The organism is Coprococcus sp. OM04-5BH, from assembly GCF_003482105.1.
Classification (GTDB): Bacteria; Bacillota; Clostridia; order Lachnospirales; family Lachnospiraceae; genus Coprococcus.
This window is the reverse complement of record NZ_QULM01000002.1, coordinates 212,749-229,318: the sequence shown is the minus strand read 5'-3', so window position 1 is coordinate 229,318 and position 16,570 is coordinate 212,749. Positions and strand designations below refer to the sequence as shown.

19 protein-coding genes are annotated in these 16,570 nt (G+C 42.2%); 18 read left to right on the top strand and 1 reads right to left on the bottom strand.

The annotated features are described in order from the left end of the window. Positions 1-5 precede the first annotated feature (5 nt). Positions 6-1,379 (top strand): MATE family efflux transporter, encoded by a 1,374-nt coding sequence (locus DXB54_RS06560; RefSeq protein WP_118694632.1) that lies wholly within the window; start codon positions 6-8, stop codon positions 1,377-1,379. On the opposite strand, the gene DXB54_RS06555 is transcribed toward DXB54_RS06560, so the two are convergent. Beyond that, positions 1,357-2,586 (bottom strand): peptidoglycan-binding domain-containing protein, encoded by a 1,230-nt coding sequence (locus DXB54_RS06555; protein WP_118694631.1) that lies wholly within the window; start codon positions 2,584-2,586, stop codon positions 1,357-1,359. The two genes, DXB54_RS06560 and DXB54_RS06555, sit on opposite strands and share 23 nt — an antisense overlap. A gap of 150 nt (positions 2,587-2,736) precedes the next feature. On the opposite strand from DXB54_RS06555, the gene DXB54_RS06550 reads away from it, so the two are divergent. From DXB54_RS06550 to DXB54_RS06470, 17 genes are all read left to right on the top strand, one after another. Further along, positions 2,737-3,372, top strand: a complete 636-nt coding sequence (locus DXB54_RS06550; protein WP_118694630.1) for a precorrin-2 dehydrogenase/sirohydrochlorin ferrochelatase family protein — start codon at positions 2,737-2,739, stop codon at positions 3,370-3,372. Between the two features lie 173 nt (positions 3,373-3,545). Continuing rightward, positions 3,546-4,028 (top strand): ribosome maturation factor RimP, encoded by a 483-nt coding sequence (rimP, locus tag DXB54_RS06545; protein ID WP_118694629.1) that lies wholly within the window; start codon positions 3,546-3,548, stop codon positions 4,026-4,028. Between the two features lie 28 nt (positions 4,029-4,056). Next, on the top strand, positions 4,057-5,229 hold the full coding sequence (gene nusA / locus DXB54_RS06540; protein ID WP_118694628.1) for a transcription termination factor NusA: 1,173 nt from the start codon (positions 4,057-4,059) through the stop codon (positions 5,227-5,229). Between the two features lie 62 nt (positions 5,230-5,291). Then, a complete protein-coding gene (rnpM, locus tag DXB54_RS06535; protein WP_021939049.1) occupies positions 5,292-5,561 on the top strand; it encodes an RNase P modulator RnpM in 270 nt (89 codons plus the stop codon). Then, positions 5,551-5,871 carry a L7Ae/L30e/S12e/Gadd45 family ribosomal protein gene (locus DXB54_RS06530; protein ID WP_021939050.1) on the top strand — a complete coding sequence of 107 codons (321 nt, stop codon included), beginning with the start codon at positions 5,551-5,553 and terminating at the stop codon, positions 5,869-5,871. Before rnpM ends, DXB54_RS06530 begins: the two co-directional genes overlap by 11 nt. Positions 5,872-5,883: 12 nt before the next feature. Further along, positions 5,884-8,931 (top strand): translation initiation factor IF-2, encoded by a 3,048-nt coding sequence (gene infB / locus DXB54_RS06525; protein ID WP_147361018.1) that lies wholly within the window; start codon positions 5,884-5,886, stop codon positions 8,929-8,931. A gap of 1 nt (position 8,932) precedes the next feature. Further along, positions 8,933-9,301 carry a 30S ribosome-binding factor RbfA gene (gene rbfA, locus DXB54_RS06520; RefSeq protein ID WP_118694626.1) on the top strand — a complete coding sequence of 123 codons (369 nt, stop codon included), beginning with the start codon at positions 8,933-8,935 and terminating at the stop codon, positions 9,299-9,301. Beyond that, entirely contained in the window at positions 9,291-10,238 is a 948-nt protein-coding gene (locus tag DXB54_RS06515) for a DHH family phosphoesterase (RefSeq protein ID WP_118694625.1), read from the top strand. The genes rbfA and DXB54_RS06515 overlap by 11 nt, the downstream gene beginning before the upstream one ends. A gap of 17 nt (positions 10,239-10,255) precedes the next feature. Further along, positions 10,256-11,170 carry a tRNA pseudouridine(55) synthase TruB gene (gene truB, locus DXB54_RS06510; protein WP_118694624.1) on the top strand — a complete coding sequence of 305 codons (915 nt, stop codon included), beginning with the start codon at positions 10,256-10,258 and terminating at the stop codon, positions 11,168-11,170. A gap of 11 nt (positions 11,171-11,181) precedes the next feature. Beyond that, positions 11,182-12,111, top strand: coding sequence for a bifunctional riboflavin kinase/FAD synthetase (locus tag DXB54_RS06505; RefSeq protein WP_243104767.1), 930 nt, complete (start codon positions 11,182-11,184; stop codon positions 12,109-12,111). A gap of 51 nt (positions 12,112-12,162) precedes the next feature. Continuing rightward, on the top strand, positions 12,163-12,519 hold the full coding sequence (ylxM, locus tag DXB54_RS06500; RefSeq protein ID WP_118694622.1) for a YlxM family DNA-binding protein: 357 nt from the start codon (positions 12,163-12,165) through the stop codon (positions 12,517-12,519). Between the two features lie 11 nt (positions 12,520-12,530). Further along, positions 12,531-13,874, top strand: coding sequence for a signal recognition particle protein (gene ffh, locus DXB54_RS06495; RefSeq protein WP_021939058.1), 1,344 nt, complete (start codon positions 12,531-12,533; stop codon positions 13,872-13,874). Between the two features lie 37 nt (positions 13,875-13,911). After that, complete coding sequence (gene rpsP, locus DXB54_RS06490; protein ID WP_021939059.1) at positions 13,912-14,157, top strand: 30S ribosomal protein S16; 246 nt, start codon at positions 13,912-13,914, stop codon at positions 14,155-14,157. A gap of 20 nt (positions 14,158-14,177) precedes the next feature. Next, on the top strand, positions 14,178-14,405 hold the full coding sequence (locus tag DXB54_RS06485; RefSeq protein ID WP_021939060.1) for a KH domain-containing protein: 228 nt from the start codon (positions 14,178-14,180) through the stop codon (positions 14,403-14,405). Positions 14,406-14,501: 96 nt separating this feature from the next. Next, positions 14,502-15,008: a ribosome maturation factor RimM gene (rimM, locus tag DXB54_RS06480; RefSeq protein WP_021939061.1), complete on the top strand. Its 507-nt coding sequence runs from the start codon at positions 14,502-14,504 to the stop codon at positions 15,006-15,008. A gap of 13 nt (positions 15,009-15,021) precedes the next feature. Continuing rightward, positions 15,022-15,738: a tRNA (guanosine(37)-N1)-methyltransferase TrmD gene (gene trmD, locus DXB54_RS06475; protein ID WP_118694621.1), complete on the top strand. Its 717-nt coding sequence runs from the start codon at positions 15,022-15,024 to the stop codon at positions 15,736-15,738. 166 nt (positions 15,739-15,904) lie between these two features. Then, positions 15,905-16,564, top strand: a complete 660-nt coding sequence (locus tag DXB54_RS06470) for a hypothetical protein (protein ID WP_147361016.1) — start codon at positions 15,905-15,907, stop codon at positions 16,562-16,564. Positions 16,565-16,570: the final 6 nt, after the last annotated feature.

The window sequence follows — 16,570 nt, the reverse complement described above, 5'->3', positions numbered from 1 at the left end:
AGATTATGAGTAAGAAATATGAACTTGATATGTGTAACGGCCCCATCCTTTCCAAGCTGTTAAGGTTTACCGTGCCGCTTATGTTCTCCAGTATATTGCAGCTCCTGTTTAATGCTGCCGATATAGTTGTAGTGGGAAATTGGTGCGGAGATAATGCGCTGGCTGCCGTTGGCTCCAATACAGCCCTTATAAATCTGCTGGTTAATTTCTTTGTGGGACTGTCTGTAGGTGCAAATGTAGTATGTGCCCATAATATAGGCTCAAAGAACGATGAAAATGTAAGCAGGACAGTTCACACAGCTATGGCATTAAGTATTGTCAGCGGAATCATAATAACAGCTATAGGCTGTATATTTACAAGGCAGATACTTGAGTGGATGAGCACACCGGAGAAGGTGCTGCCCCTTGCCGCCACATATCTGAGAATCTATTTCGTGGGAATGACCAGTACCATGATATATAACTTTGGAAGTGCAATACTTAGAGCAGTGGGGGACACCAAAAGACCTCTTTACTTTCTTCTGGCTGCCGGTGTCATAAATGTACTGCTGAACCTTTTATTTGTAATATGCTTTGATCTTGGAGTGGCAGGTGTTGCATATGCCACCATAATATCCCAGACCATATCTGCGGTACTTATTGTGATATGTCTTGTAAGGTCTGAGGGATCCATAAGATTAAAGATAAAGGCTATAGGTATAAACTGGAATATATTCTCTAAGATACTTAAGGTGGGACTTCCCGCCAGCTTTCAGGGGGTTATATTCTCAATTTCAAATGTAATAATCCAGTCCTCAGTCAATTCATTTGGAGAGACAGTGCTGGCAGGAAGCTCTGCCGCAGCCAATATAGAGGGCTTTGTATATATGTCCATGAATGCCTTCCATCAGGCAACGGTGTCATTTACAGGGCAGAATATGGGAGCTGCTAAGTTTGACAGGATAAGAAAGATACTTATAACAGCGGAGATCTGTGTTACTGTTACAGGAATTATTATGGGAAATGCAGCTTATCTGCTTGGCGATAAATTATTGTACATATACACTGACAGTAGTGCTGTGGCAGCTGCCGGAATGGACAGACTGGGAGTCATATCGAGAACTTATGCACTGTGCGGAATGATGGATGTGCTGGTGGGATCCTTAAGAGGCATGGGATACGCCATACTTCCAACCATAGTTTCCCTTGTGGGAATATGCGGCGTAAGACTTCTGTGGATATTCACCTTCTTCAGGCAGCCACAATTCCACACAGTGATTTCTCTGTACTTAACATATACTGTAAGCTGGATAATTGTAATAATAGCTCTCGCCATTTGTTATATATGTGCCATGAGGCATGTCAGAAAGAAATATGCTAGAAGGTCTCTGCAATCTTAGTGACGCCCACATATACCTGTGAGACTTTGTACCAGGTGGCGTAATCGGTTATTCCTGTTACAGGAAGGTCGAATATGCGCTGGAAGGAGCTTACGGCATTCTCTGTGGCAGGACCATATATGCCGTCGGCAGTAAGAGCGGGCAGAGCCGGATAATTCTGTCGTATCCTTATAAGCTGACGTTGCAGCTCAGTGACCTTTTCACCTCTTGAACCGTTGCTTAAGGGAGAACCGGGATAGGAATAAGGTATTCCCGATATCTGCTCTGTGCTGTTTATATAGATCTCATTGCCGTAGTAGTATCTGAGGATTTCTATGGCACTTAAGCCCCGGACAGCCAGATCCCTTGAACCCCACTGGGACATCCAGTTAGGACAGTTCACCCTCTTGCCGTCGCAGTACTGGGTGAAGAGGGGTTGCTTTACGTTTGGCTTTGAGAGGTAATTTGAAAATATAGAATCCACAATATTTGATATATTGGTATAGATGGTCTTGCCGTATATCCATTTCTGGTCATAGGCGGTGTTGCTGGTTATGGTGAAATCATAGCCGCGGCTTCTGTACCACTCAGTATATACCCTGTTTAAGGTAAATGACATTATGGCAAGGATATTTGCAGTTATGGCAGCCTCCGGCCAGGTGGAGTAGATCTCGTTTGAAGCAACATTCTTAATATAGGTTTTATAGGGAACATAATAATTTTGGGCAGTATTGTCTGTAGGTGCACCATCATGGACCACAATGGTCTCGGGAATGACTACACGGCTCAATACGATCTCTCCGGTCTCACTTATATCCTTTACTTCATTTTCAGCAATCTTTGGTGGATACTGCTTCCAGAGAGTATGGGCGTCGATGACCACAGGGGCGGGAGTATCGGTTCCGTCCGAGGGGATCATGGGAACCTGTTGGATAGCCTTCACATTGGAAAACATCTGTACTCCTGATATAATAAAGGTTACATATCCATCCGCGGTGACTTCCAGATTATAGAGAGAGTAGGGCTGTTTATCTGATGGAGCTTCACTTAAGCTCTTGTCCGGGGTTGGAATATCAGATACCTCGGCAACACCATTTTCATCGGTGGTGGTTTCAAATAAAAGATTATCAGTGCCTGATACGTCATATATCTTTATGATGGCATCTGACACCGGGACGTAGAGGGTCTGGTCTAAAAGCTCAATCCTTAATGTTGAAGATTCATTCATATAATATTCACCAATATGTATTATCTATGTATTATATGTTATAATGAAGAATATGATACCGAAGAATGTGCAGGGCTTATATGAAAAACTGACATTTTAACGGTACAGACGCTTAATATAAACGAAAAATAACTGCAGGAGGAATTTATAATGCCTTTTTTTCCCATGTTTGTAAATATTGAAGACGAGAAGATAATAGTCCTTGGCGGCGGCAATACTGCCCTTAAAAAGGTATATTCCCTTATTAACTTCGGATGCAGGATAGCGGTCATTGCCCCAAGGGTATGTGATGAGCTTAAGGCCATCAGGGGAATAAGTGTTCATGAGATGAACCTTACACTGGATGTACTTGATAATGCCTATATGGTTGTGGCAGCCACTAACAGACCGGAGGTAAATGACAAGATAGGAAGGTACTGCCTTGATAGGAACATACCTGTAAATGTGGCGGATAATCCGGCATTGAGCAGCTTTCTCTTTCCGGGAGTCATATACAGGGACGAGCTGGTTCTGGGCATAACCACCGGAGGCTGCAGTCCAAGTGTGTCCAAGGAGGTAAAAAAGCTGGTGGAGCGTGCTATCCCACAGGAGTTCGGCCCCCTCACAAGAAAGATGGCGTACATGAAAGAACAGGCAGACTACTACATCAGTGATCGTACCTTAAGAGAGATGGCACTGGATGATATGGTGAAGAGTGCGGTGGAGAACAGATATGTCCTTGATGATAAGCATGCAAATAAGATTCTTGAACGTTATATAAAAGAGGATAAGAGAAGAAAGAGATAAGAAGGGATATAAAAGCAGAAAATGCCCAAAAAAAGGGCAAATATCCGTAAAATAAGGAAATAACTGAAAAAACTGTCTTGCAATTATATTTTTAAGTGCTATAATGTTTCGTGACAGTTGAATAAGATACTATTAAAGAGTGAACCGTCGGTTCACTCTTTTCATTATATTATATAGTTAAGAAAGGTGGTTTTACTACGAAGAAGGCAGATATTGAAGCTAAGACCTGTGAGCTTGTTACACCGATCATCGAGAAGAATAATCTGGAGCTTGTTGACGTTGAGTACGTCAAGGAGGGAAGTGATTATTATCTGAGGATCTATGCTGACAAGGAAGGCGGAATAACAATAGGAGACTGTGAGATCGTCAACAGAGCCATGAGCGATATCCTTGATGTAGAGGATTACATTGATGATGCATATATACTTGAGGTAAGTTCTCCGGGACTTACAAGACCTTTAAAAAAGGAAAAGGATTTCGCCAGAAGCATTGGTAAGCTGGTGGAGGTCAAGACATTTGTCAAAATTAATGGTTTTAAAGAATTTGAAGGTATTCTTACAGCATATGATGAAGAGAGTATAACCATAACCATTGATGACGAAGATATAGTTATTGCAAGAAAAGATATATCTATGATCAGATTAGCATTTGTATAATTTACATATTAAACAGGAGGAAAGAAAAGTGTCAGAAATTATTGAAGCTTTAAATCAATTGGAAAAGGAGAAAAATGTCAGCAAGGAGAGTCTGTTGGACGCTATTGAAAGATCCCTTAAGGTAGCATGCAAGAAGGACTTTGGTGCTGATGAGAATATTGATGTTGTTATGGATAGGGAAACAGGAGAGTTTCATGTCTATGCCAAGAAAGAGGTTGTAGCGGATGTAGAGGACTTCGCAACCCAGATTTCCATTGAGCAGGCTAAGCTTATAGATCCTTCTTATGATCTTGGTGATGTAGTTACCAAGGAGATAACAACAAAGGCATTCGGAAGAATAGCTGCCCAGAGAGCAAGAAATGTAATCGTACAGGCCATCAACGAGGGAGAGAGAGATGCCATATATGACCACTTCCAGACAAAGGAGAAGGACATAGTAACAGGTATTGTACAGAGATATATTGGTAATAACATAAATGTAAGCCTTGATGATAAGACTGAGGCAATATTAAAGGATACTGAGATGGTTCCCGGTGAGACTTACGAGAGAGGTGACAGGATCAAGTTATATGTAACAGAGGTAAGAAAGAGCTCAAGAGGACCTAAGATATCAGTTTCAAGAACTCATCCTGATCTTGTTAAGAGACTGTTTGAGAAGGAAGTTTCAGAGCTTGCGGATGGAACAGTTGTTATTAAGAATTCATGCCGTGAGGCAGGTTCAAGATCAAAGATCGCCGTATGGTCAAAGGATCCTAATGTTGATCCTGTAGGAGCATGTGTAGGTGTGAACGGAAGCAGAGTAAACAATGTAGTTGAAGACTTAAATGGTGAGAAGATCGACATCATCTGTTGGGACGAGAATCCTGCAATATTTATAAAGAATGCATTAAGCCCATCAGAGGTTATATCTGTAGATGTTGATCTTGAGGAGAAGAGTGCATTTGTAGTTGTTCCTGATTTCCAGCTTTCACTGGCCATAGGTAAAAAGGGACAGAATGCAAGACTTGCAGCCAAGCTTACAGGCTATAAGATAGATATAAAGAGTGAGTCACAGGCAGAGGAGATGGGATATTTCTCAGATGATGATAATGATGAGAGATACGACGAAGAGACTGCTTCTGACAATGAAGATGCTTATGAAGAGACAGAGCCGGTTTATGATGACGCTGTTTCAGAGGAGACTGCTTCTGAAGAGGAGTAGGACAGATCTGAGATACTCATAAGCTGTGATTGACTGTATATGTTAAAGAAGGAAGTGATCGTATGGCAAAAAAAATACCTCTCAGGCAATGTCTTGGATGTGGCGAAATGGCTCCGAAGAACCTGCTTATCAGGATTGTGAAGGATAATAAGGACAACTTCACCATAGACGCTACAGGAAGACTGAACGGAAGAGGCGCATATATTTGCAGAAAAGCTGACTGCCTTAAGAAGGCTATCAGGAATAATGGTCTTTCGAGATCCTTTAAAATGGCAATTCCTGAAGAAGTATATGACAAATTGAATAAGGAGTTGATAGAGCTTGAAGGATAGAGTTTATTCGCTGCTTTCTCTGTGTGCCAAGGCGGGAAGACTCACCAGCGGGAATTTCAGTGTAGAGAGTGCAGTGAAGGACAACAAGGCATATATAGTTATCGTAGCTAAGGATGCTTCAAAAAATACAAAGAAACTATTTGATCAGAAATGTAATTATTATAATATCCCATACTACGAATATGGCGATAAAGACAGTCTGGGCAGGTTTATCGGTAAGGAGATGAGAACCTCAGTGGCAGTCCTTGACAAGGGATTTGCAGATCAGATCATCAATTACATTAGCATAAATGAGAATATGGAGGCGTAACTTTTGGCAAAAATGAGAGTACATGAACTGGCTAAGGAATTAAATATTTCAAATAACGATATAAAAGAAACCCTTGCAAGAAGAGGAATAAACGTGAAAAGTCATATGTCAGCAGTAGATGATGATATGATTGCATATGTTAAGAAGTTCTATGGAAAGTCTGATCCTGCACCAAAGCAGGAGACAGCACCAAAGGCAGAGACTGATAAAAAGACGGAAGTGAAGGACAACAGGGTAGTGAAGGATACAAAAGAGACAGTAAAGCCTGCCAGGGATACAAAGGAAGCAGAGAAGCCACGTTTTAACAATAAGGCTGATGGACATACAAAGTTTGTAAGTGATGATAAGGCAAGAAGCATGGACAGACAGAAGTCAGGAGAAAGAGTAAGATTTGTGAATAATGACAGATCAAACGGTGACAGACCAAGATATAACAATGACAGATCAAACGGTGACAGATCAAACGGCGACAGACCAAGATATAATAACGGTGACAGGTCAAACGGCGACAGACCAAGATATAATAACGGTGACAGACCGAACGGCGACAGACCAAGATATAATAACGGTGACAGACCAAACGGCGACAGACCAAGATATAATAATGGTGACAGACCAAACGGTGACAGGCCAAGATATAACAATGACAGATCAAATGGTGACAGACCGAACGGTGACAGACCAAGATATAATAACGGTGACAGACCAAACGGCGACAGACCAAGATATAATAATGGTGACAGACCAAACGGTGACAGTCCAAGATATAACAATGACAGATCAAATGGTGACAGACCGAACGGTGACAGACCAAGATATAATAACGGTGACAGACCAAACGGCGACAGACCAAGATATAATAATAACGGTGACAGACCAAACGGCGACAGACCAAGATATAACAATGGTGACAGACCAAACGGTGACAGAAGATATAATAACGGTGACGGCAGTGACAGGAACAGGTTCGGAGGTTCAAGAGACAATCGTTTCTCCAACAACAATTACGGAAGAAACGGTGGCATGAGTCCTGCCTTCGGCAAGGATGATGACGATCAGCCAACACCACAGAGAAGAAAGTTTAAGGGCAATGACAGAAAGGATTTCGATGCCAAGGAGGTTCCGGGCAGAGATCTTAAGAGCCAGAACAGAGATAACTATAACAGAGATAAGAATAAGCCTAGAAAGGGCAACAGAAAGAGCGAGCTTGAGGTGGAGGCTGATATCAGCAGACTTGCCAAGAATGTAAAGAATAAGCCTGTTAAGCATGAACCTGTTAAGGAACCGGTGGAGGCTGAGGATACCATCAGATCCATCACACTTCCTGAGGTGGTTACCATCAAGGAGCTGGCGGATGCACTTAAAACTCCTGTAAATGCTCTTATAAAGAAGCTGTTTCTTGCAGGAAAGATGGTTAATGTTAATTCTGAGCTTGATTTCGACTCAGCTTCAGAGATCGCTCTTGAGTATAACTGTATAGCAGAGGAAGAAGAGAAGGTTGACGTTATCGAGGAGCTTCTTAAGGAGGACGAGGAAGACGAGAAGGATATGGTTCCAAGACCACCTGTTGTATGTGTTATGGGTCATGTAGATCATGGTAAGACATCACTTCTTGACGCCATCAGAGAGACAAATGTTACAAGGAGTGAGGCAGGCGGAATCACCCAGGCTATCGGTGCTTCGGTAGTTAATATCAACGGACAGACCATCACCTTCCTTGATACACCGGGACATGAAGCCTTCACTGCCATGAGAATGAGAGGTGCCCAGAGTACTGATATAGCAATCCTTGTGGTAGCTGCCGATGACGGTGTAATGCCACAGACAGTAGAGGCTATAAACCATGCAAAGGCTGCCGGTATCGAGATAATCGTTGCCATCAACAAGATAGATAAGGAAAGTGCCAATATCGAGAGAGTAAAACAGGAGCTTACAGAGTATGAGCTTATCCCTGAGGACTGGGGCGGATCAACAATATTCTGTCCTGTATCAGCACATACTAAGGAAGGTATCGACAATCTCCTTGAGATGATCCTTCTTACAGCAGAGGTTCTTGAGCTTAAGGCTAACCCTGACAGAAAGGCAAGAGGTATTGTTATCGAGGCTGAGCTGGACAAGGGAAGAGGTCCTGTTGCCACAATGCTCGTACAGAAGGGTACACTTCATGTAGGTGATTACCTTGCAGTAGGTTCATCCCATGGTAAGGTACGTGCCATGATCAACTCAGTAGGTGAGAGAGTTACAAAGGCAACTCCATCAACACCTGTACAGATACTTGGACTTGATACAGTTCCTGAGGCAGGCGAGATATTCATGGCAGTTGACAACGAGAAGGAAGCAAGACAGATATCTGAGACGTATATATCACAGGGAAGAGTTAAGATGCTTGCGGATACAAAGGCAAGAATGTCTCTTGATGATCTCTACAGCCAGATACAGGCAGGAAACATCAAGGAACTCAATATCATCATCAAGGCTGATGTACAGGGTTCTGTTGAGGCAGTTAAGCAGAGTCTTCTTAAGCTTTCAAATGAAGAAGTTGCAGTTAAGTGTATACATGCAGGTGTAGGTGCCATAAATGAGTCCGATATAATTCTTGCGTCAGCTTCAAATGCCATCGTTATAGGATTTAACGTAAGACCTGATGCCAGAGCCAAGGATATGGCTGAGACTGAGGGTGTTGATGTAAGACTCTACAGAGTAATCTACAATGCTATAGAGGATATTGAGTCTGCAATGAAGGGTATGCTGGATCCTGTATATGAGGAGAAGGTAATAGGTCATGCAGAGGTAAGACAGACATATAAGGCTTCAAATGTAGGTATCATCGCCGGTTCATATGTCCTTGACGGAAATATTACAAGAAATGCCAGTGTAAGGATAACCAGAGAAGGAAACCTTATATTTGAAGGAAAGATCGCGTCCCTTAAGAGATTTAAGGATGATGTAAAGGAAGTAAAGGCAGGCTTCGAGTGCGGTATCGTACTGGAGAACTTTAACGATATTGCAGAAGAAGACCAGATTGAAGCATATATTATGGTTGAGGTGCCAAGAAAGTAGAATGAGAAAGAACAGCGTTAAAAATAACAGGATAAATGAGCAGGTTATGAGAGAACTCAGCAGGATCATAAGCCGTGAGATCAAGGATCCAAGGATCAATCCTATGACATCAGTGGTGGATGTTGAGGTTACTCCTGACCTGAAGTATTGTAAGGCATATATCAGTGTACTTGGTAATGCCGATTCGGTGAAGAGCACATATGAAGGTCTGATATCGGCAACATCCTATATCAGACGTGAGCTGGCTCATTCAGTTAATCTGAGAAATACACCGGAGATAACATTTATTATGGATCAGTCAATAGAATATGGCGTAACAATGTCTAAGAAGATTGATGATGTTAATAAGGATATAGAGAATGAAGAATGATTTTCTTAGGGAGATAGAAGAAGCAGGGACAATAGCTATACTTGGACATATAAATCCTGACGGAGACTGTATCGGTTCAACCCTTGGATTGTATAATTATATCATTGCAAATTATGACAAGAAGGTTCAGGTATATCTAGAGTCACTGCCACACAATTTCAGATTTTTAAACGGTGCTGACAAGGTAAGGTTTCAGCCAGATGACAGCCATTACGATCTGTGTATCGTATGTGACTGTGGCAGTCTTGACAGGACAGGCATGTTCCAGAAGTATTATGATGAGTCACCAAGAACCATGTGCGTGGATCATCATATTTCAAATGCCGGATTTGCTGATGTGTGCTATGTGGATGACGAGGCATGTTCAGCTTCAGAGGCTCTTTACAAGCTTATGGAGCCGGACAAGATCAATTATTATGGGGCTGAGTGCCTGTATCTGGGTATCGTTCATGATACAGGTGTGTTTAAGCACAGCAACACCACAAAGCATGCCATGACAGTAGCAGGAGATCTTATAGAGAAGGGGGCAAGACCATATTATGTCATTGATGAAACCTTCTATAAGAAGACATTTGCCCAGAATAAGCTGTTAGGAGTTGCCCTTGGCAATGCAATACAGTATGCAGACGGAAAGATAACACTTTCGGTTCTGTCAAAGGAAGACTTTAAAAAGACAGGAACAACAAAGGCTGATACGGATGGTATAGTAGACCAGTTAAGGATCACCGAGGGCACAGAAACAGCAGTGTTTATGTACCAGCTTGATGACGGATATAAGGTCAGTCTCCGTTCAAACAGCATAGTGGACGTAAGCCGTATAGCCGTGTCCCATGGAGGCGGCGGACATATCAGAGCCGCGGGATTTTCCATGATGGGAGATATCCGGGAGATAGTTTCACTGATCGTATCTGAGATATGTATGCAGCTTGGTGTTTAATTTTAAATGGTGAAAAAATGATAGATGGATTTATTAATGTTTATAAGGAACAGGGTTTCACTTCATTAGATGTGGTTGCCAAGCTCCGGGGAATACTTAAACAGAAAAAAATCGGTCATACAGGCACACTGGATCCAATGGCTGAAGGTGTGCTTTTAGTATGTCTGGGCAGGGCGACAAAGCTCAGTGAAATGCTCACTGACAAGGATAAGAAATACAGGTGTACAATGAAGCTTGGGATACGTTCTGATACAGAGGACATAACAGGGAGCCTTACATATAGTGACGAGCCTGTTCCCGATGAAGCGGAGATAAGGAGTGCCGTAAAGTTCTATGAGGGAGAGTATGATCAGATACCGCCCATGTATTCGGCGATCAAGGTCAACGGCAAGAAGCTTTATGAGCTGGCAAGAAACGGACAGGTCATAGAGAGGCAGCCAAGGCGTGTGCATATATATTCCATTGATAACATAAAGGTGGATGGAACTGAGGTAATGTTTGATGTACACTGCTCCAAGGGAACATATATCAGGAGCCTGTGCAGGGATATAGGAGACAAGCTTGGATGTGGAGCCGTTATGGAGGCCTTAGTAAGAACCTCCGTAAGAGAATTTGATATAAAAGACAGCGTTACCCTTGGAGAGATAGAGTGCCTAAGGGACAGGGGAGAGCTTGACTCCCATGTGTACGGACTGGATTATTTCTTAAATGAGTATGCTTCTCTTACAGTGAACAGTAAAGGACAGCGTTTCCTGGCAAATGGCAATAAGCTGTCACCTGATATGTTCACGGATATAGTGGCTGCCCGGAACGGATTAGAGATTTCCGGCAGTATTGTAAGGATATATGATGGCTCAGGAGAATTTACAGCATTATATACCGCTGATACTGAACAGGAGTGTTACAGAGCCTACAAAATGTTTTTGACATAGAGGATAAGAGATTGAAGATTATAAGTGAAAAAGGTGGATTCAGACTGAAAGATACAGCCGTTGCACTGGGAAAGTTCGATGGTATACACAGGGGGCATAAGCTTTTGATAGATGAGATACTGTCACATACCGGTGAAGGTGTAAGCAGTGTTGTGTTCACATTTGACATGAGAGAAAATAAAATATTCGATATATCATCCTTAAGGAACATTTATACAAAGGAAGAAAAAAGAGAGGTTTTAAACTCTATGGGGGTGGACTATCTCATAGAATATCCCTTTGATGATGAATTCGCTGATATGGAGCCTGAGGATTTCGTGAAGGATGTACTGGTTGACAGGCTTGCACCGAGATATCTGGTGGTTGGTGAGGACTTTCATTTTGGAAGAAATCGTCTTGGAGATGTGGACATGCTTAATGCCATGGGCAGTGAGTATGGCTTTAAGGTCATAAGCATAAGTAAGGCGGCTGACCACGGAGACGTTATAAGTGCCACAAGGATAAGGGAAGAGATAAAGCTTGGAAATGTAGATACAGCTGCGGATTATCTGGGACATCCTTATTTTATAAGGGGTGAGGTGGTCCACGGCAGGGAGCTTGGAAGAACCATAGGTATACCTACAGCCAATCTGCTTCCTGAAGCAGGAAAGCTTTATCCTGAAACCGGAGTTTATGCTGTGAAGGTTGAGCTGCAGGATCACAGCTCATATACAGGTATCACCAATATCGGCAGCAATCCCACAGTGAATTCTGGTGGTAATGTAACCATAGAGACCAATATATTTGAGTTTTACAGGATGATATATGGGGAAGAGATCCATGTTTATTTCCTTGAGAGAGTGAGAGGCGAGGTGAAATTCTCCTCACTTGAGGCACTTAGGGAGCAGATGGACAAAGATATACAGTATGTAAAGGAAAAGTACTTGACAGATACGGAATAAAGGTGTATCATCACTTTCGGTAAAGGAAAAATACTTTACAGGTGGTATGCTATGGAGAAGATAGTACGACAGTCAATGCTGTATGACTTCTATGGTGAATTATTGAACGAACATCAGAAGAGTGTGTATGAGGATGTGGTCAACAATGACCTGTCATATTCGGAGATAGCCAAGATCAATAATATCAGCAGACAGGGCGTGTATGACATAATAAAGAGATGTGATAAGATCCTGGAGGAATACGAAGATAAGCTTCATCTTGTTGAGAAGTTTTCTGTTGCATCTGCAAGACTTACAGAGGTTATGGCTTGTATTGATGAGCTGAAAGAGATGAACACAGATGAGAGACTGGATTCAAAGATAGAAGAGATAGTTAAATTATCAGGTAGTATCATAGATGAGTTTTAAGAGGAGTAAGCATGGCTTTTGACAGTTTAAGTGAGAAACTACAAAATGTATTTAAAAAGCTCAGAAGCAAAGGTGTACTGACCGAGAATGATGTTAAGGAAGCCATGAAGGAAGTAAAAAGAGCTTTGCTTGAGGCGGACGTTAACTTCAAGGTAGTCAAGTCCTTTGTGAAGACTGTAAGTGAACGTGCAGTTGGTGAGGAGGTTCTTAAGGGACTGAATCCCGGTCACATGGTAATAAAGATCGTAAAGGAAGAGATGGATGCTCTTATGGGCTCTGAGGTTACAGAGCTTAAGCTTAAGCCTTCCAACGAGATTACTGTGATCATGATGTGCGGCCTTCAGGGTGCAGGTAAGACAACAACCGTTGCCAAGCTGGCAGGCCAGTATAAGAACAAGGGCAAGAAGCCATTGTTGGTTGCCTGTGACGTGTACAGACCGGCTGCTATCAAACAGCTCCAGGTCAATGGTGAGAAGGTTGGAGTTCCTGTGTTCTCCATGGGAGATGGCAACAAGCCCCTGGATATTGCCAAGGCAGCCATAGCTCATGCAGCCAAGAATGGTAACAATCTTGTGTTCCTTGATACAGCGGGACGTCTTCATGTGGATGAAGATATGATGGCTGAGTTACAGGGGATAAAAGAGAATATAGATATAACATATACAATACTTACAGTTGACTCCATGACGGGTCAGGACGCTGTAAATGTTGCATTGTCGTTTAATGAAAAGATTGGTATTGACGGTGTCATCCTTACTAAGTTAGACGGTGATACCAGAGGTGGTGCAGCCCTTTCCATAAAAGCTGTAACCGGTAAGCCTATCCTGTACTGTGGTATGGGTGAGAAGCTTACAGACCTTGAACCGTTTTATCCGGACAGAATGGCCAGCAGGATCCTTGGGATGGGAGATGTTGAGTCTCTTATCGAGAAGGCTCAGGCGGCTATTGATGAGGATAAAGCAAGAGAGATGGAACAAAAGTTCCGTAAAGCAACCTTTGATTTCAATGATTTTCTTGATCAGATGGCTCAGCTCGAGAATATGGGCGGTATACAGGATCTGCTGGCTATGATGCCGGGGATGGCCAGCCAGATGAAGAATGTTGAAATAGATGAAAACGCCGCGAAGATGCCTAAGGCTATCATTCAGTCAATGACACCTAGAGAGAGAGCTCTTCAGGATCCTATCAATCCTTCAAGAAAGAAGAGGATCGCAGATGGTGCAGGTGTTGCCATTGCCGATGTGAACAGATTTCTGAAGCAGTTTGAGCAGTCCAAGAAGATGATGAAGCAGATGTCGGGAATGATGGGTGGCAAGAAGCGTGGAGGTTTTAAATTGCCTTTTGGCTTAAGATAACATTATTTTAATTTATTTTTTAGGAGGAACATTAAAAATGGCAGTAAAGATCAGATTAAGAAGAATGGGTTATAAGAAGCATCCTTTTTACAGAGTAGTAGTAGCAGATTCAAGATCACCAAGAGATGGTAGATTTATCGAGGAGATCGGAACATATGATCCTAACCAGGAGCCAAGTGTAGTAAAGATTGATGAGGAAGCTGCTAAGAAGTGGTTACAGACTGGTGCTCAGCCAACAGATACAGTAGCTAAGTTACTTAAGCAGGCAGGTATTGAAAAATAAATTTGCTTGGGAGGTATAACGTGAAAGATTTAGTAGAAATCATTGCAAAATCCCTGGTAGATCATCCTGATCAGATCACAGTAACTGAAACCTGTGATGATGATGTAATAAAAGTTGAGCTTAACGTTGCACCTGAAGATATGGGCAAGGTTATAGGAAAGCAAGGAAGAATTGCAAAGTCCATCCGTACAGTTGTTAAAGCAGCAGCTTCAAAGGGTGACAAGAAGGTTATTGTAGACATAAAATAATTTATTTGGTTGTCTCTTTTAACATGGATAACGATAATACAGAGGGAGAGCTTTTGCTCTCCCTTTAATAATATTATGCAACAAAAAGAGGTATGAATGGATAATAGATTAAGAGTTGGTGTGATAACAACAACACACGGCATAAAGGGTGAGGTTAAAGTATTCCCCACAACAGATGATGTGAACAGGTTTAAAGAGCTTAAGGGATGTTTTCTTGTGAAGGATGGCAGGGAGATCCCTGTTACCTGTGAGTCCTGTAAATTCTTTAAGAATATGGTCATATTAAAGTTTAAGGAATTTGACAATATAAACCAGGTTGAGGGTTATAGGAATTACGATATACTGGTTGACAGGGAGAACGCCGTGGAGCTTTCCGAGGATGAATTTTTCCTGTGCGATATTATGGACGCAGATGTATATGACCAGGATAACCGTCAGGTGGGAAAGCTTACGGATATACTTGAGACCCCTGCTTCACATATACTTGTTATAAAGGACAAGCATGGTAAAGAACTGCTGGTGCCATTAGTCAGGGAATGGGTGACTGAGGTAGATACAGACAATAAGATAGTAAGGATCGTCAGACATGCTGATGTTCCATAAAAGAGGTAACAGGATGAATTTTCATATTATGACTTTATTTCCTGAGATGGTAATGGATGGGCTTAATACCAGCATAACAGGAAGAGCCTGCAAGCAGGGACTTATAAATATAGAAGCAGTGAATATACGTGATTTCACAGATGAGAAGCATGGACATGTGGATGATTATCCCTATGGCGGTGGTGCCGGCATGGTCATGCAGCCAATGCCCATATACAAGTGTTACAATCATATTGTAGAGAAGATAGGCAATCCGGATAAAAAGCCGAAGGTTGTATATATGACCCCACAAGGCAGAACATTCAACCAGGAGATCGCAAAGGAATACTCCACAGAAGATGACCTCATTATATTATGCGGACATTACGAGGGCGTGGACGAGAGAATACTGGAGATGATCGTGGACGATAATATCTCCATAGGAGATTTTGTTCTGACAGGCGGGGAGCTTCCTGCCATGGTAGTGGTGGACGCCATATCAAGACTGGTTCCCGGAGTACTTAATAATGACGTGAGTGCCCAGACGGAATCCTTTGAGGATGGACTTCTTGAATACCCACAGTATACAAGACCTGTGGAATTTATGGGGAAGCGGGTTCCTGATGTGCTTTTGTCCGGCCATCATAAGAATATAGAAGCATACAGACTGGAGGAGGCCGTAAAACGTACAAAAGAACGACGCCCGGACATGTATGAGAAATATATTGAAACCAAAGAAAAGAGATCATAAGAGAATACTTAGAGCCGGAATTATACAAATATTTACAGAAAAATCTCTGTAAATATCATTAAGAGATATTACTTCATTGATAAAAGTGGTATAATATATCTGCTGTATTTAAATGATACAGCGGAATAATATCATACTTAAGATAATGACTGGAGGACAGGTGCAGATGAAGAAGAAATTATTAAGGGGAATCATAGTAGCAGTAATGGGAGTCATGTTATGTGCATGTGGTAACAATGGTTCGAATACAACCACGGAGGCAGAGGCGTCACCTGTGGTAAGTGATTTCGTAGAATTTATGAATACGGAGCTTCCGCCTGTAGTAGCCAAGGAAACAGAGGCGATGGCAGCCTATAACAAATATTTCACCGGAGAAACAGTGGATACGGCAGCATTGCTTAAGGAGATGAATAATACGGTCATACCGGATTATAATGAATTTCTCTCAGACCTTGAGGCTATCACAGTTGAGACTGATGAAGTAAAGAAGATATATGACGCTTACAGCGAGGCTATGAAGCTTCAGTATGACGGACTGTGCAAGATGGAGCAGGCACTCAGAAACAGTGATACAGATATGCAGACAGAAGCAGTAGGACTGTTTAATGATGCAAGGAACAAGTATTCAACATATCAGATACTGGTTAAAGAGCTTGCGGATAAATATGGTATAAAGTTAAACGGTGAGTTCGCCGATGTTGCAACCAACAGTGTGAATTCATCTGATGCTTCCACAGAGGCATCATCAGATGAGGCGACATCAGAAGAAACAACATCGGAGGAGATAACATCAGAGGAAACTACAGATACATCTTCTCAGGAATAGGAATGA